Raw genomic sequence first — 20,298 nt, forward strand, 5'->3', positions numbered from 1 at the left:
GTGTTATTGCCATTCAATATATTTAAATGGCTTGCTTGGAAAGCTTCGAAAAATATAAAAACGAATATAGCAAAGTTATTTAAAACGCCAAAAACCTATCTTTTAAATGGCTTGGATATATAAGCAAACAAAATTAATCATACCGCGCATCCTATGGAGGGTGCGAATAAGCACCCTCCACAACGAAACTGAAAAATTTAGTTTATTAAATTCAAATGCTTACAAGGGCGCATTTTTATGTTTGGTGACTTATTCGCACCTTCCTTAGCTGTTTTACTCGATTACTTGATCGTCTGATCCGTTGGCGAGCAGCTTCATGTGTTAATCCATGCTTCTCTACAAGGTATGCGGCCAAATCACTGCTCAGACAAGGGCCAAGATTCTTATACGAAAGTGCCTCTTCAACCACGACCTTCCTCCCTACTGGGCATGTCACGCTGCGCTATTTATAAAACAAAAATACATGTAGCGACCCACAAAAAGCGCGCCGAGATAACACCCTTTAAAAATCAATACCTTAAGTAGCAAAAATGACAAGCGCCATTACCGTGCGTCACGGTCATAAAACATACCGTTCATTGCCACAACACTGTTGGTGCAATTAGCACAGCGTAACGGGTCAACAGCAACGCCCTTTACCGCCGTCCAATTGCTCACTCCCCCAACCTCTCCGCTAATCCGGAATAACGCTCGGTCTTTTTCCGTACCGCTTGTGCCAGCAGGGCGCGATCGCCGTAGAGCTCGAGTTTCGCCTTGGCGCGGGTGATACCGGTATAGACCAGCTCGCGGGTCAGCAGTGGGCTGGGGCTGTCGGGCAGCACCAGCACGGTGTGGGCAAACTCGGAACCCTGGGATTTGTGGATGGTCATGGCATAGACCGTATCAACGGGCGGCAAACGGCTTGGCAGCAGGGCCCGCAGGGTGCCGTCCGGCTGCTCAAACCAGACCTTGAGCCGCCCAGTTTCATCGGGCAGGCAGAGCCCCATATCGCCGTTGTAGAGGCCGACCCCGTGATCGTTGCGCACCACCATCACCGGGCGACCGGCATACCAGTCGCCATCGCGGGCAATCAGGCCGACCCGTGACAAGGCGAGTTCGAGCCGCTCGTTAAGCCCCAGCACCCCGAACGGGCCATCGCGCAGGGCGCAGAGGATCTGGAAGCTGTTGAATGCCTTGAACACGGCGGCGGGCGCTTCCCCCGCGCGGGCCGCCTTAAGATAGGCTCCATAACCGGCCACCCCCTGGGCAATCAGGGCGTCGTAGGCCTCCCCCGCCCAGGGGTGCAGGCTGATATCCCTAAAGCCCATGCCCCAGACTGATTCCACCGCCGTGGCATCGCCGCTGTTGCAGGCGCGTGCCAGCTGGCCGATGCCCGAATGCTGATCAAAGCGCCAGCTCTTGGCCAGCAAACAGAGGCTGTCGCGCACCGGCGCCCCCGCGGGCGTACCCTGCAAACGGTAGCCGGTCTGGCGGGAGAGCCAATCCGCCTGCGCCGGGCTGATGCCCTGTTCGATAAAGCTGCAGATATCGCCGAGCACGGCCCCCGCCTCCACCGAGGCGAGCTGATCCTTGTCGCCGAGCAGGATCAGGCGAGCGTGGCTCGGCAACGCATCGAGCAGGCGCGCCATCATCGGCAAATCGACCATGGAGGCCTCATCCACCACCAGCAAGTCGAGGTGCAGCGGGTTGCCCGCGTGGTGGCGGAACTGACTGCGCCCCGGAATGACCCCGAGCAGCCGATGCAGAGTGCCCGCCTCGGTGGGGATCGCTTCGACCCACTCGGGGGGCAGATCGAGGGCCTGCAGGGCAGAGCCGATACTCTCGGTGAGGCGCGCCGCCGCCTTGCCGGTGGGGGCCACCAGCCGGATCGCCGGTGCCTTGCCTGCTTGCAGCCCGGTTTCCACCAGAATGGCGAGCAGTTTGGCGACCGTGGTGGTCTTGCCGGTGCCGGGGCCGCCGGAGATCACCGCAAAGGGGCGCGCCGCCGCCGTGGCCGCCGCCAGCTTCTGGCCGTTGCAGCAGAGCGCCTCGGGCACCAGCTTATCCAGTTTGCTCAAGTCGCTCGCCGCCTGCGCACTGGCCAGCAGCCCCTCGATGGCGGGCCAGTCCACCTCGTTCGGGAACACCAGATCGAGATACTTCTCGATAAAGTGGCGGGCCGAGAAGTCGGGGGCGAGGCGGGCGTTGAGCAGCGCCCGGAACACCAGAGCGTAGTCGCGGGCAAACAGCCGCGACAGGGCCGGGGCAATCTCCGGCCATTCGGCACGTTCACTCAACGCGCGCAGATGGCGGGCCACCCCCAGTTCAAAATCGTGGTAGCGGGTGAGATAGAGCCGCCCGCGCCACAGCCGCAGCGGCCAGCGCGGGGCTAGCCCCTCATCCTGTTCGGTACCCACCAAGGGACTCTCTGCAAACAGGGCGGGCCAGCGGGAAGGATCCGCCAGATCAGCCAACAGATCCCGGCTCTGCTGGGGATCCAGCCCGAACGGGCGCAGTGATCCGGCTGTCAACATTTCAAGCGGCAGACAGACATGGCCGCGCCCCAGCTCGAAGCAGGCGAGCGCCGCCCCCAGCACCAGCTCGGGGCTGCCGCCAAGGTCGGCCACCAGCCGGGCAAATTGCAGATCCAGCTGGCGGATGCGGCCAGCCAGCGCCAGTGTTTTCAACCGTTCAACCATCATTGCATTGGTTGCGGTGCTGATCATGGTGCCGCTCATGCCTCTACCTCGTTCAATGCTTGGGATCCCGCTGCTGGCAGCTCACTGCCTTCGCGAAACAACTTATCCAGCCCCAGCACCAGTTCACGGCTCGGGCGGGTATGGAAAATGCCCCCCTGCGGCATTCCGCGCAGGAACAGATAGAAGACCCCGCCAAAGTGCTGCTCGAAGTCGTAGCCCGGCAGGCGCAAAGTGAGCAGCCGGTGCAGCGCCAGCGAGTAGAGCTGGTATTGCAGGTCGTAGCGGTGCTCGGCCATCGCCCGCTCCAGCGCCGGACGGCTGTAATCGGCGGGGCTCATGCCGAGGTGGTTCGATTTGTAGTCGAGCAGATACCAGCGCCCCTGCCACTCGAACACCAGATCGATAAAGCCCTTGAGCATCCCCTGCACGGTGGCAAAGCTGAGCGGCTTGTTGCCCCGCGACAGCGGGTCGTACTGCTGGCAGAGGGCGGTCAGCGCCGGTGCCGTCACCCGCCCCATGGGCAGGAAGAACTCCAGCTCCACCTGCTTGCGCTCGGGCGCCAGATCCCGCAGCCGTACCGGCTCACCAAAGCCCGTTTCCAGCGGGGTATCGAGCACCGCCTCCACCTGCTGTTGCAGCACTTGGGCCCAGCTCTCGTCGAAGCCATCCTGCGCCAACAGCGCGGCGATATGCTCTGCCAGCGAGTCGCCCGCGGCGCTTTGAAAGTCGATGGTCTCGAACAGGCTGTGCAGCAAGGTGCCGGGGCGCGCCCCTTTCGGGAAGGTGAAGATGGAGGGCTGGGGAGCCTCCTCCGGTTGCTCGGAAGCCAATGCGGCCGCCTCGGTCACCACCTCGTCATCGAAGCCGGGGTTGGCCAAGACACCTTTGCTGTGACCATGGCCCTGCGCCGCCAGTCCGGAGTAGGAGCTGATCCACCAGTCCCGCTCAAGGGAGCCGCTAAAATGGCGCACCTGCGGCTCGCCCAGCTGCTCCTCCTCTGGCGGCAGCGGGGCCGGACGAGTGAGCGAGGGCTCACCGACGGCCACCCCGGGCAGCGCCTGTGCCAGCTCGGTCAGGGCGGTGGCCAGCGTCTGCGCATCCCCCTCCTCGCCCTTTTGCAGCAGGTAGCCGATGGCGGTGTGGTGCAGGTCAGTCTTCTCCGACTTGCCTGCTCCCGCCCGCACCGGCGCCAGCCCCAGCCAGGTGGCGTAGACGCCCCGGGTCAGCGCCACATAGAGCAGCCGCAAATCTTCGGCAAGGCGCTCCCTGTCAGCTTCTGCGAGCGACGAGTCGGCGCCGGTCAGATCGAGAATGGTGCGATTGCCCGCCTCATCCGCCTCGTGATAGAGCGGGGTCTCGGCGGTTCTGTGGCTGCAGATAAAGGGCAGGAATACCAGCGGGTACTCCAGCCCCTTGGATTTGTGGATGGTGACGATCTGCACCAATTTCCGCTCGGATTCGAGACGCAGTACCTGCTCCGCATCTTGCCCGTTGGGGCGGCTCACCGCCTCCCCCAACCAGCGCAGCAGGGCATATTCGCCATCCAGCTCGCTGCTCACCTGTTGCAGCAGCTCGCCGAGATGGAGGAAGTTGGTCAGCCGCCGCTCGCCATAGGGACTCGCCAGCAGGGAAGAAGCGAGATTGCGCCGGTGCAGCAGGGCCCGCAGCATCGCCAGCACGCCGCGGCGGTGCCAGATCTTGCGGTACTCCATAAACTCCTGCACCGCGCTCTCCCACGCTCGCTCGTCGCTGGCCAGCCCATCGAGCGCCTTGGCGTCGAGATCAAACAGCCCGGTGGCCAGCGCCGCCCGCAGGCTGCGCTCCTCGCTCGGGTTCTGGCAGGCGTGCAAAATCAGCAGGATCTCCCGCGCCTCCGTCTGCTCCAGCACGCTCTCGCGGTTCGACAGATAGACGGAGGCGATGGCGAGGCGCGCCAGCTCCTGCTGCACCAGCTTGCCCTCGGCGCCGGTTCGCACCAGCACGGCGATATCTCCGGCCTTCACCGCCTTGTCACCGATCAGCGCCTTGCCCTCACGGGCCAGGGTCAGCAGACGGTGGATCTCGGCGGCGGTGGCGCGCGCCATCTTGCTCTGGTAATCCCCCCGGTTGAAGGTGGGCTGGCCGGTCAGCTGCCAGCAGTGGAGCACAGGGGCGGTAGCACCATCGAGCAGCAGCGCCTTGCTCTTGCCCTGCGCCTCCACCGGCAGGAAGGGGATATCCGCCTCGTAGATAAAGGGATCCTTGGCCCGCTCGAACAGGCCGTTGACCGCCCCCACCAGCGCACTGCTGGAGCGCCAGTTGCGCCCGAGGGTGTAGTGGGCGCTCACATTTCGCCGCGCCTGAATGTAGGTAAAGATGTCGGCGCCGCGAAAGCCGTAGATGGCCTGCTTGGGGTCACCGATCATCAACAGCGCCGTGTCTGTGTGGCCGCCGTAGAGGCGATGGAAGATGCGGTACTGCTGGGGATCGGTATCCTGAAATTCATCGATCATTGCCACCCGGTAGGTGGCGCGAATGCGCTCGCAGAGCCGCTCGCCAAGGCTGGAGCCAAGCGCCCCGTCGAGGTCTTTGAGCAGGTCATCGAACGAGAGCTGATGGGCTTGGCGCTTGCTGGCCTGCATCCGGCTGCGCACTACTTTGGCGGCCCGTTGCAGGATCAGATCCCGAATACCGGGGCGGCTCGCCAGCAGCTCGTCTATCTGGCTGAACAGCGGCAGGGTCGGCACCGCGCCCCCCTTCTTGAGGTTCTCCTCCAGCACAGTCTGGCCGAAGCGCTCCAGCTCCTTGGGGATGGCGTAGCCACTGCTCTCGTCCTGTGCCCAGTCGGCTATCTTGGCAAGCCACCCTTCGTAGTTCTTGCCGGTGTAGCGGCTGATCTGGCCGTCGGTCTGGCGGCGGATCTCGTCCGTCTGCGCCAGCCATTCACTCTTCACCGCCGCGATGCGACTCATGGCGGCCTGATGGCGGGCGGCGAGGGTCTCGTCCCCCAGCACGGGGTGGATCTCCAGCTCGCTATTGTCGAGCCAGCTGACCATCTCCCGCAGCAGGGCGGCGGGGCTCGGCCAGAGCGCGCGCACGGCGCTGGCGAGGGCTTTATCCACCGGATAGAACTCGGCGCGCCAGTAGTCGCTCACCGCCTGCAGCCTGAGCTGGCTGTCGTCGGTAAGAAATTCGGTTTCAAAGAGGGCGCCCGACTCGAAGGCGTTCTGTTTCAGCATCCGCTGGCAGAAACCGTGGATGGTAAAGACCGCCGCCTCGTCCATCTGCCGCTCGGCGGCCAGCAGGCGGCGGGCCGCCAATTCGTGATCCGCCACCTCTGCCAGCAGCTGGGCCAGCAGGGCATCATTGCTATGGCCGCGCATAAAGGCGAGCCGAGCCTCGTGGATGCGACCGCGGATCCGCCCGCGCAGCTCGGCGGTGGCCGCTTCGGTAAAGGTCACCACCAGAATTTCGGTCACCGAGAGCGGCCGTTCATGGGCGCTCGGCTGACCGGCATCGGCCCCCTCCTCAATGAGCGGGCCGTGGCCCAGCAGCAGGCGCAGGTAGAGACCGGCGATGGTGTAGGTCTTGCCGGTACCGGCGGAGGCTTCGATCAGTCGTTCACCATGGAGGGGAAAACGCAATGTATTGAGCGGGTTAGCCATTATTTCAGCTCCTCCAGGGTCTTGAGCAGCGGGGTCAGGTGTTCGCGGGCCAGCGCCTGCAACTGCCCCAGCACTTCGTCATCGAGTTCGGGGAAGCAGCGGGCGACGTAAACATCTTGCCCCTCCCCATTGATCATCCAGCCGCCGTTGAAACGGGTGAGAGCCGCCTTGTCGGCCGCCTCCGGCTTGTCGGGATCCTTCTCGATCGCCTTGAGCCAATCCCATGCGGTGTTGGGGAAAAACGGCAGCGGCCGCTTCATCCCCTGCGCCCAGCACGCCACCAGCGCCGCCAGCTTGGGCCGCGCCTCGTCGGCAGCGAGTACAGGCAGTCGCAGACTCTGTTTGGCATCGAACAGCAGGGTGTCGCCGGGGGCGCAGCTCAATGAGAGGCAGAGGTGCTGGATCCAGCCCAGCAGCAGATCCTTGCCGTTGAAGCTGCCGGGTTTGACCACCAGCAAGCGCCCCTTCTGGGTGTCGATCCACCCTTGCAGCTGACCCTGAGTCAGGGAGATATCGATCTCCACCGCCTGCTTGTCTGTCTCATTGGCCGCAACCCATGGCCGCAGCCGATCCGCCAGCTTGCCCATCTCGGCATCCAGATCGTCCAGCAGCAGGCTGCCAAACCACCCTTGCGGCAGCAGGCCGGTGAGCTGTAACCGCTCTCGCCGTATGCTCACGCTATGGCTCCGCTCTGGGCTATCCCCCTCTGCCAGATGGGCATCGAGCAGCAGATCTTTAAGCTGGTAATGTTGCAGGCCATCCAGCTCGAACGGCTCGCTGTCCTCGATGTTGGCTTCGTTCAGCTCAAACCACACCTTGAGGCGACGGTTGAGGAAATATTTGGTGGGCTGGCGATAGAAGCGCAGCAGCTCCGCCAGCTCCAGCCCCTGCTCCTTGCCCCATTCGGGGGGCAAAGGCAGCTCGCCACTCTGGAAGTTGGCCGCGCCGCGCACCGGATTGAGGGCGGGCAGCCAGTCGGCGGCATAGGTAAAGAGGCGCGATCCCGCCTCTGGATAGAAGTAGTTGCGGCTGTAGGGGGTGAGCGGATGCGCCACCATCAGGTGGTTGAGCAGCCGCTTGCCGGAGGTTTCGTCGTCGAGATCCTCATCCCCCGCCAGCACAAAGCCCTGCCGCACATAGTCGATCAGCTCCGCCAACAGCACCGAGGGCACCTTGTCGCTGTTGTCCTGCGCGCTGAAGCCCTGATAGCTGATATAGAGCCCCTGCTGGGCGCTGAGCAGCGCCTCGAGGAAGAGGTAGCGGTCATCATCTCGGCGGGAGCGATCCCCACGCCGCGACGCCACCGCCATCAAGTCGAACCCCATGGGAGCCAGGGTGCGCGGGTAGACGCCATCGTTCATGCCGAGCAGGCAGACCTGCTTGAAGGGGATGGAGCGCATCGGCATCAGGGTGCAGAAGTTGACCTGACCGGCGAGGAAGCGCTGGCTGGAGCGGGACTCCCCCAGCACGCTTCCGAGGTAATCCTGCAGCAGATCGGCGGTGATGGGCTGCTCGAAACGGGCCTCGCCGAGCCGGGTCTGCCACTCGGCCAGCTGGCTGCGAATAAGCTGAAGCTGACGCTCTTCATCCTCGTCAGCCAGATAGAAGCGCTCCAGCAGCGCCAGCAGGCAGGCGTTCCACTCGGCCAGCGGCTGCGCCTGTTGCAGGCGGGGCAAAAACTCGGCCAGCGAATCGACGAACCAGGCTAGCTTGCCGAGCGCCAAGCCCTGCTGACCCTCGATATCGGCATAGGGCAGAATGCCCGCCACCGGCTCGCCATCCCCCATGGCAAAGCCGAGCAGCATGCGGCGCAGACCGAACAGCCAGCTGTTGCCGGACATGGGCGGAAGATCGAAACGGACGGGATAGCCGTCATCCAGCCCCCAGCGAATGCCGGTCTCCTGCACCCAGACCCGCAGCTGGTTGAACTCGTCGTCATCCAGCTCGAAGCGGCGCAGCACGGCGGGCACCTCGAGAATGGCGAGCAGCTCCCCTGCCCCGAAGCGGGCGTTGGGCAGCCTGAGCAGGGCGAGGAAGCTCTGCAGCAGGGGGCTCTCCTGACTCGCCGCCCGATCCGAGACCGCAAACGGGATCTGGCCGCGCGCCCCGAACACCGCCTGAATGTAGGGGCCGTAGCTGTTCACATCCGGCATCATCACCACCACGTCTTTCGGGGTGAGGGACGGGTCCTGCTCGAACAGCGCCAGCAGCCGGTCGTGCAGCACCTCGAGTTCGCGCATCGGACCGTGGCAGGCGTGGATCTGCAAGGATCCATCCGCCGGATCGATCGGGCTCTTGTGATGGCTGCTGTCGAGATCGAACTGACCGGCGCCCCGTTCTGCCAGCTCCAGCACATCCTTCTGGATGGCGCGCAGCAGGCTGACATTGCCCTTGCCATCCACTTCGTCGATATCGACGAAAGCCTCGATTTGCGGCACCTCCAGCTCCATCAGCTGATGCAGGTAGTCGCGCCCCAGCTTGCCCATGGAGGCGAGCAGCGGGTTGGCGGGGCCCTGCAATGTCTCGATATCGGTGCCGGGTTTGAGCTTGTTCTCCAGCCGTGCCAACGTCTTGCGATCCAACAGATCCCCCCAGTAGTAGCGACAGGGGTTGCTGACGAACAGGTGCACCTCCACCTCCGGTCGGCTGCCGAGGGCCAGCAGCGCCTCCACATAGCGCGGCGGCAGCGCCGAGATGCCGAACACAAAGACCCGTTGCGGCAGCTTGCCCGGCAGATCGGCGGTGCGCTCCAGCTCGTGGATAAACTCCTCGTAGAGGTTGGCGCGGTGGTAGCCACTCGGAGAGAGCGCCAACGTGCGTGCCACCAGCTCGCGCCACAGCTCCGGCTGCCAATCCTGACCGCTCACCCCGGCCAGCTCCTGACTCAATCCTTCCCCCTCTTCCCAACGGGCGATCCAGTCCGGCCGGTAGACCAGATATTGGTCAAAGAGATCCGCTACCTTCTGGCAGAGCTGCCACAACCGCACCTGCTCGGGCTCCTTGGCAGGCTCCTCCTCATCTCCCCCGCCCAGATAGGCGGCGAGCGGGGCAAAGGCGGGGCGATCCAGCAAGGCGGGCAGAATGGTCATCAGCTGCCAGCTCATTGAGCCCTTGTTGTAGGGGCTCTGGCGCGGTACATCCGCCAGCACCCGGGTGAACATCTCCCAGATAAAGCTGGCGGGCAGCGGAAAGTCGATATTGGCTGCGATGCCGAACGCTTTGGCCAGCTCCAGCTTGAGCCACTGGGCCATGCCCGGACTCTGCACCAGGATCTGCTCCCGATCTAAGGGGTGAGAGAGAGGGGCCTGCCGGATGCGGCTCACCAGCAGCTCTTTGAGCAGATCCAGCTGATTGGAGTGGTAGAGGGTAAACATGAGCAATTCCCGCCTGTGGATGAGAGGGGGCGAGGGAAAAGGCGAGCCATTTCCGTCACTTCACAAGAGAGGGAATTGTCAGGGATCGGGGGGGAAGATGCAAAAGGCTCTTGTGGCCAGCAGGCGGGTAAACCGCTGAACCATGAGGGGCGCCGCAGATTTGACGCACCGCCTCACCTATCCGGAAAACGCAGACAGAAAAAAGCCGGTGCAGTTGCACCGGCCAAAAGGCATTGGAAAACTTGACTCTTCAGGGCATTACCAGTTTTTGCCGAGACGGGCATCCACACTGAAAGCCCCTGCTCCGGCCGCCGCCAGCGCCAGGAAACCACCGGCCACTGAGACGTTCTTCATAAACATCAGCATCTGCATCTGTTCGGCAGGCTGATAGTGGAAAATAAAGGCAGCCATCAGGGTGAAACCGGCCAGCAGCACGGAGAGGCTGCGGGTAAAGAGACCCAGCACGACGGCAAGGCCACCACCCAGCTCAAGCAGGATCACCAGCGGCAACATAAAGCCCGGCACGCCCATCGCTTCCATATAGCCCTGAGTACCGGCATAGCCGCCGATCTTGCTCCAGCCCGCCATTACGAACATCAGCGCCAGCAGTACACGACCCGCCAGCAGCGCTACATCTTTCATCTTGTCCATTTCATCTTCCTCGTTTGTGTCACATCACCGCTGACTGCTTCAGGGTAGGTCAAATAACAGAGCTTGGCTGGCACTGGTCGCAACCAGCTCCCACCGGTATTCATCACGACTGAGTACCCCGTCGCCGGGTCGGGCAGCCAGACCGTTGGCGGTCAACTCCCCTGAAATCATCTGCAGGTAACCGTGTCGGCCAGCCAGTGCCCATTCGAGCGTCTCGCCCGGGGCCAGTTCCAGCCGCCATACGCGGGCCTGTTGGCGGATCCGCAGCGATCCATCCTCGCCATCCGGTGACGCCACCAGCGTCATGCCCGGTCTGGACTCGATCTTCTTCTGCTGATACCCGGGTGGCGTGCCGAACTCGTTCGGCTCGATCCAGATCTGCAACAGGGAGAGAGGATCCGTCTGCGAGGGGTTGTACTCGCTGTGGCGGATCCCGCTGCCTGCGCTCATCAGCTGGAAATCCCCTGCCGGGATCTGCTCGGCATGGCCGAGGCTGTCCTTGTGCTCTATGGTGCCTTGCAGCACGCAGGTGAGGATCTCCATGTTGGCGTGAGGGTGGGTGGCGAATCCGCCACCCGGCGCAACCAGATCCTGATTGATCACCCGCAGTACCGAGTGCCCCATCCACTCCGGGTCATAGTAGTGACCGAAGGAGAAACTGTGGCGCGCGTCCAGCCAGCCGAAGTTGGCCTTGCCCCGCGCTTCTGCGGCTCTCAATTGCATCATGGTCTGCTCCTCACCTACCGGGACGGTTGATTAACGCTGTTTGCCGCTACCGATACCGAACGGAATACGGTATTCGCTGCTCTGGTCAGCCAGGCTGACGGTCAGGTTGCCCTGGGTACGGCTCGGGATCCGCACCTGCTGGGTGCCTGTCAGATTGGCGTGGACTGATGCCAGCAGATCGCCAGACTCGTCACGCACTTCCAGCATCGGATTGGCTTTGCCATCCATTGCGGCAGTGGCGTTCCAGTTCACAAACAGCACGCCGGGCATGGCATTGAAGTCAGCCGGTACGGAAGCTTGGGCGAAACCAGTGGTCATCAGGCCTGCAACGGCCAGCATCTTGATTACGTTTTTCATGTTCATTCACTCTCTTGTTTTATATGTCATTGCCAAGGCCTTTTCGGCCAGAATCAATGCATCCATGCAAGAGGTTATTCAAATAGTGTGTTGTTCTTTCACCGACATCAGACAGACCGATTTGGTGTGTCACAGTGCGGAACTACCCGCATATTTGGCCGCTCGACGTTCCTGCCTAAGCGTTGATTGAATATTAAAGTGACATGACCTAACTTGTTAGCGAGATAAACTGGCAAACATATTCAAAAAAATTGAAGGTGAGGAATGGCCAAAGAATCGAACAAGGAGCGGGCGCTGACCCTGGAGGCAATTCGGGTACTGGATGCCATCGACCGCCGCGGCAGCTTTGCGGCGGCGGCCGACGAGCTGGGCAAGGTGCCCTCGGCATTGAGCTATACGGTGCAGAAGCTGGAAGACGAACTGGATGCCATGCTGTTTGACCGCAGCGGCCACCGCACCAAGTTCACCCCGGCGGGACGCATGCTGCTGGAGCGCGGTCGGGTGCTGCTGGAGGCAGCCGAGCATCTGGTGGGAGAGACCCGGGCGCTGGCCCGTGGCTGGGAGACCGACATCACAGTCGCCGTCGATGCACTGGTCCCGGTGCAGGCCCTCTACCCCTTGGTGGAGAAGCTGGCCGAGCAGACCGATACCCGACTGCGGCTGCGGGCCGAGGTGCTGGCGGGTAGCTGGGAGTGTCTGGAAGATGGTCGCGCCGACCTGCTTATCTCCTCCATCAACCCGGACATCATGATGACCGGCATCAAGCATCAGGTGATCAAGGACGAGGTGATGCTCTACGTCGCCCATCCCGATCATCCGCTGCATCAGGAACCCGAACCCTTGGCCGACGAGACCCTGCGCCGCTACCGCGCCATCGCGGTGGCCGACACAGCCCTGCGCAAACCGGTGCTCACCTACCGCCTGCTGGACAAGCAGCCGCGCCTCACCGTCAGCACCATGACGGAGAAACGGGATGCCCTGCTGGCAGGGATCGGCGTCGGCACCATGCCACAGAGCTGGATTGAGGAGGACATCCGGGCCGGACGACTCAAGGTGATCAGCCCCGAATATCGCCATCAATTGCAGGTGGTGCTGGCCTGGCGGCGAGACACCATGGGCAAGGCCAAAAGCTGGCTGGTGCGGGAGATACCAAAACTATTTGCAACTGGTGAGAAATGAGATCCAGTTAACAGAAATGTTAATTGCATGCCTCACTTGACGCCCAATATCTTTGCTGATTTCATAGCCGCCTCATTGAACCCATGGAAGCTGTAGAAAATGAAAAAGAGTTTGCTGGTTGCCCTCACCACCCTGCCCCTGTTTGCCAATGCCGGCCTGATGGACTCGCTGACCGACAGCGTCACCAGCAGCGTCAAGGATGCGGCCAGCACTGCCGTATCCGGTGCCATGGACAGCGCATCCAACGAAGCCATCAAAAAGGCACTGGATATCAAGGAAGGCGGCTCCAACAAGCAGGCAGTCAAAGATAAGCTGGGCTCTCCTGCCACCACCAAGACTGAATCCGGTCTGGAAGTGTGGACCTATGATCTGGATGCCCTGAACAAGGCCTCTCCGCTGCTGGCAGAAACCACCAAAACCCTGCTGAAAGATACCGACGCCGCCAAGAAAAACGTGGTCATCAAGTTCGAAGGCGAAACCGTCAAGAAAGTAGACCTGACCGACAAGGCTCAGGGCTAAGTTCGCTCGTCCGGTGAAGTCGGTTGCACAGATAGCAAGAGGGGGAGCATCAGGCTCCCCTCTTTTATTGGCAATCTCCAGCGTTTAACCAATCTGCTACTCAACGCAGTAAACACAAAAAGGGTGGCCTCGGCCACCCTTGGGTTGATAACAGCTGGCGCTGTTACTGGTTCGCTTCGGCGAACTGCTTCATCGCTTCGGCGTGCTTGGTCATACCGGCGGCACGCTCGTTGAGCTTTTTGATGAACTCCGCCTTCTTGGCAGGATCCTCGATGCGATCATAACGTTGCTGCAAGTTGGCTTGGATCTGCTCCGGGGTCATGTTCTGCATGCGGGCCATCTTGTCGTGGCGACCACCGTGGTGTTTGCCACCCATCATGCCGCCGCCGTCCATCGGGCAATCCACCATGGCACCGGACTGGCCGGTGGGGGCTGCTTCACTGGCTGCATAGGCACCCAGCGGCAGGCCAAGGATCAGGGTGGCGGTCAGCAGGGTTTTGGTCAGCTTTTTCATGGTCTATCTCCTGTAGGGATGATTCTGGTTCGGCGCTCTTGCCTTGCCCTCAAGTAAACACCCTATCGGTGTCTGAACTTTGCCAGCATCGCCCTTTTTTGTAGCAGAGTGTGGCATCGTGCGGATCTGGCACACTTTGACACAAACCGCCGGGCGGATTTTCGTATACTCGTGCCAACGCCAAGCAGGGGAGGTATTCATGAACCAGGGCAACACCCACATTCTGGTGGTCGACGACCACAGCGAGATCCGCGATCTGTTGAAGCGCTTTCTCGAACAGCACGGCCTGCGGGTCAGCTGCGCCCGGGATGGCAAAGAGATGAAGCGACTGCTGGAGGAGCGGGAGTTCGACCTGCTGGTGCTGGATCTGATGATGCCGGGTGAAGATGGTCTGACCCTCTGCCGCGAGCTGCGGGTCAAATCGAACCTGCCCATCATCATGCTCACTGCCATGGGGGAAGAAACCGACCGCATCATCGGATTGGAGATGGGGGCCGACGACTATCTGGCCAAGCCCTTCAACCCGCGCGAGCTGCTGGCGCGCATCAAGGCGGTGATGCGCCGCACCCAGGCCGACACCCAACCCGCCACCGAGACCCTGACCCGGGATCTGCGCTTCGATCGCTGGCTGCTCGACGTCAATCGCCGGGAGCTGGTCGATGAGGATGGGGTGGGCCTGAGCCTCTCCACCGCCGAGTTCGATCTGCTCAAGGTGTTTCTCGAACGCCCGCAACGGGTGCTGAGCCGGGATCAACTGCTGGATCTGGCCCGTGGCCGCGAGGCGGTAGCCTTCGATCGCGCCATCGATACCCTGGTGAGCCGCCTGCGCCGCAAGCTGGAGCGGGATCCCAAGAATCCGGAGCTGATCAAGACCATCTGGGGTGGCGGCTATATGTTCTCCGCCGACGTGACGCAGGCATAAGCGGTGACCTTTTTGAAACGACTGTGGGCAAAAATATGGCCCAAGGGGCTGACAGGCCAGATCATTCTGGTGGCGCTGGCAGGGCTGATCCTGATCCAGCTGCTCAGTATCCAGATCTACCGCTCGGATCGGGAGGAGGCGCTCGGCTTCGTCAACAGCCGCAACGCCATGCAGCGGATCATCTCTGTGGTCAGGCTGCTCTCTCTATCACCCCCATCTCTCTATGACGAGATCCTCAAGGCGAGCCGCAGCGAAACCCTGCTGCTGCGCCTCTCAGACGAACCGCTGCAACCGGATAATCGCAGCCCCCGCTTCGAGCAGCTGGTGCGCTCTCGGCTCGGCTACCCGCAGGGTCTCACCATAGAGATCAGCGCTGAACTGAAAGAGGATGCCCAGCGCAGCAAAGCCTGGGAGCATCACGCCCGCATGATGCGGGATCGCAAGGGGCCACCGCCCCCATCACGCGACATGCGGCTCTATGGCTCCATCGAACTGCCCCAGGGGGGCTGGCTGCAGTTCAGCTCGCTGGTCGACAAGGAGGCCGGCAGCTGGTCGTGGCAAACCACCCTCAATCTTATGCTGGTTGCCAGTCTGGTGATCGGGCTGATGGTGCTGCTGTTTCGCCGTGCCACTCGCCCGCTCAAGCAGCTGGCAGGCAACGCAGATCGGCTCGGACGGGGCGAGGATATCGAGCCCTTGAAAGAGGAGGGGCCGACCGAGATCCGCGAATCGATTCAGGCCTTCAACCGGATGCACACCCGGCTCGACCGCTTCGTGCAGGACAGAACCCGGATGCTGGCGGCCATCTCCCACGATCTGCGCACCCCCATCACCAGCCTGCGGCTGCGTACCGAATTTCTGGCCGATAGCGAGGACAAGGAGCGCATCCAGCAGACCCTGCAACAGATGGAGCAGATGCTGGCAGCCACCCTCAGCTTTGCTCGCGAGGAGGGGCAGCAGGAGGCTACCCGCGAGCTGGATCTGGTCAGCCTGCTGGTCAGCCTGTGCGATGACTATGCCGATACCGGCCAGCCGGTCACCTGTCTGGCGGAAGGCAAAGAGGTCTACGCCTGCCGGGCCAACACCCTGCGCCGAGTGCTGCAGAACCTGATCGGAAACGCTATCAAATATGCCGGCAGCGCCGAAGTGTCGCTGGAGCGGCGCAAGGAGGAGCTGTTGATCCGGGTCTGCGATAACGGGCCGGGGATCGATCCGGCGCGGCTCGAGGATGTGTTCAAACCGTTCGTGCGGCTCGATGAAGCGCGCAATACCGAGTCGGGCAGTGTGGGGTTGGGGCTCTCCATTGCCCGTACCCTGGTGCATCAACACGGTGGCGAACTGACCCTGCTCAATCGGCCACAAGGGGGACTGGAGGCGCGGATCAGCCTGCCGCTGTAAGTAGTCACTCTATCCGCCAGCCTTGTCATGGCGCCGTTTGCATCATGCAAACTTCATCATTTGAGCGCTTGTTCTTCGATGAGAAAGGTGGTGATAATCGGTGACCACGGGACGGTATACGGCAACGGATTGGAGCAAGGATGGCCTCTTCCAGGACAGGAGTCATAGTCAGTATCGGATGGGGGCTCCTGCTACTCGCCCTTGCCCTGCCTGCCTGGGCCAAAGCCCCGGAAGAGCCGATCATCATTACCAACTCCAAAGCCTGGCAGCCCTTCTCCTATATCAATGAGTCGGGCCAGCCGGATGGCCTGCTGATCGATTTGTGGCGTGAATATGCCCGGGTGACCGGCCAGAAGATCGAGTTCAGGCTGGTCGACTGGCAAGGCTCCCTCGACCTGCTCCATGAGGGGAAAGCGGACGTTCACGCCGGACTGCTCTGGTCACCGGAGCGGGACAAACTGTTCGACTATGGCGGGCCTCTCGCCCAGCTCGACTCCCAACTCTTCTTCTCGAGCGAACTGCGCGGCACCGATGTACATTACTACCTGCTCCATGAAACGGTCGGTGTGGTAGCCGGTGGCTACGAGGAGTATTACGCCACACGATACTTCCCCGGCACCAGACTGCAGACCTTCGATGACAATGACACCCTGCTGGCGGCGGCCTTTCGGGGTGACATAAAAGCCTTTATCGCCGATCTGCAGGTCGCCAACTTCTACATCTATACCTCCGACGATCCCACCCGCTTTATTCCGGTTCGCCACCTCTATACCGACCAGATCCGCTTTGCAGTGAAAAAGGGCGACCTTGCCCTGTTAAACCGGCTGGAAGAGGGGTTCGCCAAGCTCAAAGAGAGCGATCGGGAGCGGATCATCCGCAAATGGATGCATGTCGAAACCGTCTACCCCATCCATCTCGGTCCCTGGCTACTGCTGGTCGGTGCATTGATCATGGTGGCCTACATAGTGCAATTGCGCCGCGCCGTTGCCAGCCGTACCACCGAGTTAAGCCGCGCCAACGCCAGACTGGAGAAGCAGGCCAGTACCGATCCCCTGACCGGCCTGCTCAACCGACGGGCATTCATGCCTGCCATGGAGCAGCGGCTGGCAAGCGGGGAGCCCTGTGCCCTGTTGCTGTTCGATGTGGATCACTTCAAGGAGACCAATGACCGCTTTGGTCATGGCATCGGGGATCTGTTGCTGGAAAAGCTGGCCACGACTGTGACCAACCTGTTGCCCGAAGAGGCTCTGCTGGCCCGCATCGGCGGCGAGGAGTTTTGCCTGCTGCTGCCGCTGGCCACACTGGCAGAGACAGAACAATGGGCCGAGCGTATCTGCCTGGAGAGCAACCGGCAAACCCTGCACACCAGCAGCGGCGAGGTGACCCTCTCCATCAGCACCGGGGCAGTCTGGGTAGCCGCAGAGAGAGAGGCTGATGCCGACCAACTACTACGGCAGGCTGATGCCCTCATGTATCAGGCCAAGGGACGGGGGCGCAATACCTGGCAAGCCGCCTCCTATCAGGTATAGCCCCCTAACGGACGCGCAATAAAAACGGCCACCATCGGAAGATGGCGGCCGCATGACAGGTTCCCTATCAGAAGTTGTAGGTCACGCCCAGGTTGTAGTGGCGACCATCCAGTACAGTGCCATAGCTGCTGTAATCCACCGTCTTGTCGAACATGTTGTAGACCCCGGCGGTAAGATCCAGATGCTTGTTGGCCTTGTAGACCAGGCCCATGTCAAAGAAGGTGTAGGAAGGAGTCCCCTCCGCCATCTTGACCCGGCTCAGGTACTCGGAGGTCTCGCCACGGAAGTTTACCCGTGACCAGAGGCTGAGATCCTCGGTGGTTTGCCAGTCAACACTGCCGTTGAACATGTGACGGGGCATCTGGTTGAGGGCGTGACCCGCCAGTGGACCACTCTTCTGCTCGGACTGGGTAAAGGTGTAGCTGGAGCTGACCGACCAATCCTCATTGATGGCCCAATCCATCATCCCCTCGACACCGCGCATGTTCGCCTTGTCGACGTTGACCCGATCACTGATGAAGTCATAACTGTGACCATTGAGGGTACAGGCGGGATCACTCTTGCTGGTGCAGCGACGCACTTCGGAGATCTTGTTCTTGAAGTCGGTGTTGAACAGGGTCACCCCGGCGTTGAAACCCTGATGACCGTTCCATAGCAGGCCAATCTCTTCACTCACGCTGGTCTCGGGTTTGAGAGCCGGGTTGCCGACCAGCATGCCATCCTGGCTGCTACCGCCGGTGGCCTGGCCCCAGTTGGCCGCCGACATCCGCAAGTCCGGGGAGCGGTAGCCGGTCGATACGCCCCCTTTCAGGGTCCAGCTATCATCCAGATGCCAGACGCCATAGAGTCGTGGGCTCCAGTGAGAGCCGTAGTTCTGGTCCCGATCCATGCGGGCGCCGCCGGTCAGGGCAAAGCTGTCGGTGAGTGACCACTCATCCTCGACAAACATTGCCCAGCTCCAGCGGGTCAGCTGCTCGGCAGGGTTGGCCACTGTCAGGGCATTGCGCTGATCGTGCAACTCCTCATAACGATACTGACCACCGACGCTCAGGTAGTGATCCCCCAGAATAAACTGGGTGTGGGTATCGGCGATGGTGTTGGTAAGCTCTATCTTGCGAACGGGGTTGGTGTTGGTCTCCTGCTGAAGATAGCTGCTGGAGGAGCCGAAATCATACTGACCATCATGGGTCAGCGCATAGTTGGTACGCTCGTAGCGATAAAGGCTATCTTTCGCCTTGGCAGCCAGCGAATTGCCGGCTGTGCGATCCCGGTCCTGCAGACTACGACTGGCTTCCAGATCGAAGCGATTCTGTTCATCAGGCTTGAAACTGAGCACCGCCGTGCCACTGCGAGTCTCCTGCTCGGCAAAACCCTGGATAAATTTGTCTTCACCACGATGGGCAAGCTGACCGTTGACACGCAATCCCAACACGCCATCGATCAGTGAACCTGCGGTATAGGCATTGGTCTGGAAGCTGTTGCCAGCATGCTTGTTCTCCTGGAAGGTGGAATCAGCGTGAACCGAGCCCTGCCAGGCCAGACCGGTGGTCTTGCGGGTAATCACGTTAATCACGCCACCCATGGCATCAGAACCATAACGGGATGACATGGGACCACGGACGACCTCAATGCGCTCGATCGCCTGCAGTGGCGGCAGCCAGCCTTGCTCGATACCAGCTTCATCGCTATTGGGGCGAGTACCACGACTATCCACCTTTTTGCCATCAACCAGCATCAGGGTGTATTTCGATCCCATACCGCGAATGCTGATATCACTGCTGCTGCCACCGCCAGTCACCACAACACCGGGAACATCCTTCAGGGCGTCAGTCACATCGCGATAGGCACGCTTCTCCAGCTGCTCACGGGTAATCACGGAGATAGAGGCGGCAGAGTCTTCAATCTTCTGCTGGAAGCCGGAAGCGGTGACGACCATCACCTCTTGTTCGGCAGCATAGGCCTGGCTCGCAAGAAGGGAGCAGATCATCAAGGCAAACTTGTTCGGTTTCACTGTTATCATGTTTTAGCCTGAACATTTTTGGTAGGAAGGTGACGTATTCCCTTACTTCACTCATTACAACGCCCTGGCATCCGGCCAGGCGCAGCATTAGAAAAGGCTCATTTGAAAAGCACTTTATTAATCAGCCCGCATTGTAACGACCCCGACGGGATCATTCAAACAGTAATCATTATCATTTGATTCGTGTGGTATTCCTGCCACAGAATCGCGAATTCTTGATAAGAGACTGTTTTAATGGAATAAATCCATAAGTAAAAAAGGGGATTATACAAACAAGTGGAAGCGATGACGTACCGTCGCAAGATGGGATGTGCTGCGATACAGAGGTGGAAACAGTAGCAAGAACGCCAATAGGGGAAGGTATTGGCATCGTGGTGGGATGTCGGCAGCTCACCAGCAGGCTAAAAATACCAAAACCCGGTCATGAAGCCGGGCTTTGTGTTGGTTCCGGTGTGCAACCATCGGGGTCAATTGGCAAAAACAGCCCATAGCAAAAAGGCCTTCCCAATCGGGAAGGCCTTCAAATTAGTGGCGGAGCGGACGGGACTCGAACCCGCGACCCCCGGCGTGACAGGCCGGTATTCTAACCGACTGAACTACCGCTCCGCATTCGGTTAGCTTGCGCTAAATTGTTTGCCGCGTCAGTGAGTTGTCATCCTCGCAGCCGGCTATGTGTTTTCACATCACCGTTTAATTGGGTGCCTGGCAGTGTCCTACTCTCGCATGGCGAATGCCACACTACCATCGGCGCTACCGCGTTTCACTTCTGAGTTCGGCATGGGATCAG

The 20,298-nt window shown here is 61.0% G+C and carries 13 protein-coding genes and 1 tRNA gene; 5 read left to right on the top strand and 9 right to left on the bottom strand.

Features of this window, described 5'->3' with window-relative positions; all coding sequences use genetic code 11:
- Positions 1–653: 653 nt before the first annotated feature.
- The 6 genes from recD to AB5Y90_RS10575 all read right to left on the bottom strand — a co-directional run bounded on the left by recD (position 654) and on the right by AB5Y90_RS10575 (position 11,436).
- A complete protein-coding gene (gene recD, locus AB5Y90_RS10550; protein ID WP_368166858.1) occupies positions 654–2,717 on the bottom strand; it encodes an exodeoxyribonuclease V subunit alpha in 2,064 nt (687 codons plus the stop codon).
- A complete protein-coding gene (gene recB / locus AB5Y90_RS10555; protein WP_368166859.1) occupies positions 2,714–6,322 on the bottom strand; it encodes an exodeoxyribonuclease V subunit beta in 3,609 nt (1,202 codons plus the stop codon). Before recB ends, recD begins: the two co-directional genes overlap by 4 nt.
- On the bottom strand, positions 6,322–9,696 hold the full coding sequence (gene recC / locus AB5Y90_RS10560; RefSeq protein ID WP_368166860.1) for an exodeoxyribonuclease V subunit gamma: 3,375 nt from the start codon (positions 9,694–9,696) through the stop codon (positions 6,322–6,324). Before recC ends, recB begins: the two co-directional genes overlap by 1 nt.
- A gap of 258 nt (positions 9,697–9,954) precedes the next feature.
- Positions 9,955–10,347 (bottom strand): DoxX family protein, encoded by a 393-nt coding sequence (locus tag AB5Y90_RS10565; RefSeq protein WP_005336513.1) that lies wholly within the window; start codon positions 10,345–10,347, stop codon positions 9,955–9,957.
- Between the two features lie 39 nt (positions 10,348–10,386).
- Complete coding sequence (locus AB5Y90_RS10570) at positions 10,387–11,073, bottom strand: pirin family protein (protein WP_005355292.1); 687 nt, start codon at positions 11,071–11,073, stop codon at positions 10,387–10,389.
- 30 nt (positions 11,074–11,103) lie between these two features.
- Positions 11,104–11,436, bottom strand: a complete 333-nt coding sequence (locus tag AB5Y90_RS10575) for a hypothetical protein (RefSeq protein WP_013723379.1) — start codon at positions 11,434–11,436, stop codon at positions 11,104–11,106.
- Positions 11,437–11,694: 258 nt separating this feature from the next.
- Here AB5Y90_RS10575 and AB5Y90_RS10580 point away from each other — a divergent pair, with 258 nt between their 5' ends.
- Together AB5Y90_RS10580 and AB5Y90_RS10585 are read left to right on the top strand one after the other, a co-directional pair.
- Positions 11,695–12,609, top strand: a complete 915-nt coding sequence (locus AB5Y90_RS10580) for a LysR family transcriptional regulator (protein ID WP_043821788.1) — start codon at positions 11,695–11,697, stop codon at positions 12,607–12,609.
- 99 nt (positions 12,610–12,708) lie between these two features.
- Positions 12,709–13,128, top strand: a complete 420-nt coding sequence (locus AB5Y90_RS10585; RefSeq protein WP_216952673.1) for a hypothetical protein — start codon at positions 12,709–12,711, stop codon at positions 13,126–13,128.
- Between the two features lie 163 nt (positions 13,129–13,291).
- Here the strand turns inward: AB5Y90_RS10585 and AB5Y90_RS10590 are convergent, their stop codons facing one another.
- The gene (locus AB5Y90_RS10590; protein WP_005336531.1) at positions 13,292–13,642 is read right to left on the bottom strand and encodes a hypothetical protein; all 351 of its coding nucleotides are present in this window, start codon (positions 13,640–13,642) and stop codon (positions 13,292–13,294) included.
- Positions 13,643–13,841: 199 nt separating this feature from the next.
- On the opposite strand from AB5Y90_RS10590, the gene AB5Y90_RS10595 reads away from it, so the two are divergent.
- The 3 genes from AB5Y90_RS10595 (at position 13,842) to AB5Y90_RS10605 (ending at position 17,491) form a co-directional block, all read left to right on the top strand.
- The gene (locus AB5Y90_RS10595) at positions 13,842–14,564 is read left to right on the top strand and encodes a response regulator (protein ID WP_307896017.1); all 723 of its coding nucleotides are present in this window, start codon (positions 13,842–13,844) and stop codon (positions 14,562–14,564) included.
- 3 nt (positions 14,565–14,567) lie between these two features.
- Complete coding sequence (locus AB5Y90_RS10600) at positions 14,568–15,962, top strand: ATP-binding protein (RefSeq protein ID WP_216979695.1); 1,395 nt, start codon at positions 14,568–14,570, stop codon at positions 15,960–15,962.
- Positions 15,963–16,102: 140 nt separating this feature from the next.
- Positions 16,103–17,491, top strand: a complete 1,389-nt coding sequence (locus AB5Y90_RS10605) for a sensor domain-containing diguanylate cyclase (protein WP_307896015.1) — start codon at positions 16,103–16,105, stop codon at positions 17,489–17,491.
- Between the two features lie 67 nt (positions 17,492–17,558).
- Here the strand turns inward: AB5Y90_RS10605 and AB5Y90_RS10610 are convergent, their stop codons facing one another.
- Together AB5Y90_RS10610 and AB5Y90_RS10615 are read right to left on the bottom strand one after the other, a co-directional pair.
- Positions 17,559–19,511 (bottom strand): ligand-gated channel protein, encoded by a 1,953-nt coding sequence (locus AB5Y90_RS10610; RefSeq protein WP_368166861.1) that lies wholly within the window; start codon positions 19,509–19,511, stop codon positions 17,559–17,561.
- A gap of 529 nt (positions 19,512–20,040) precedes the next feature.
- Positions 20,041–20,117: transfer RNA gene (locus AB5Y90_RS10615), tRNA-Asp, on the bottom strand.
- Positions 20,118–20,298: the final 181 nt, after the last annotated feature.

The organism is Aeromonas sp. R4-1, from assembly GCF_040908325.1.
Classification (GTDB): domain Bacteria; phylum Pseudomonadota; class Gammaproteobacteria; order Enterobacterales; family Aeromonadaceae; genus Aeromonas; species Aeromonas veronii.

Bases quoted from the DNA above. Each gene is read 5' to 3' on its own strand.
- AB5Y90_RS10595 (WP_307896017.1), top strand. From the start codon at position 13,842: ATGAACCAGGGCAACACCCACATTCTGGTGGTCGACGACCACAGCGAG.
- recB (WP_368166859.1), bottom strand. From the start codon at position 6,322: ATGGCTAACCCGCTCAATACATTGCGTTTTCCCCTCCATGGTGAACGA.
- AB5Y90_RS10575 (WP_013723379.1), bottom strand. From the start codon at position 11,436: ATGAACATGAAAAACGTAATCAAGATGCTGGCCGTTGCAGGCCTGATG.
- recC (WP_368166860.1), bottom strand. From the start codon at position 9,696: ATGTTTACCCTCTACCACTCCAATCAGCTGGATCTGCTCAAAGAGCTG.
- recD (WP_368166858.1), bottom strand. From the start codon at position 2,717: ATGAGCGGCACCATGATCAGCACCGCAACCAATGCAATGATGGTTGAA.
- AB5Y90_RS10605 (WP_307896015.1), top strand. From the start codon at position 16,103: ATGGCCTCTTCCAGGACAGGAGTCATAGTCAGTATCGGATGGGGGCTC.
- AB5Y90_RS10590 (WP_005336531.1), bottom strand. From the start codon at position 13,642: ATGAAAAAGCTGACCAAAACCCTGCTGACCGCCACCCTGATCCTTGGC.
- AB5Y90_RS10585 (WP_216952673.1), top strand. From the start codon at position 12,709: ATGAAAAAGAGTTTGCTGGTTGCCCTCACCACCCTGCCCCTGTTTGCC.
- AB5Y90_RS10570 (WP_005355292.1), bottom strand. From the start codon at position 11,073: ATGATGCAATTGAGAGCCGCAGAAGCGCGGGGCAAGGCCAACTTCGGC.
- AB5Y90_RS10610 (WP_368166861.1), bottom strand. From the start codon at position 19,511: ATGATAACAGTGAAACCGAACAAGTTTGCCTTGATGATCTGCTCCCTT.
- AB5Y90_RS10565 (WP_005336513.1), bottom strand. From the start codon at position 10,347: ATGGACAAGATGAAAGATGTAGCGCTGCTGGCGGGTCGTGTACTGCTG.
- AB5Y90_RS10580 (WP_043821788.1), top strand. From the start codon at position 11,695: ATGGCCAAAGAATCGAACAAGGAGCGGGCGCTGACCCTGGAGGCAATT.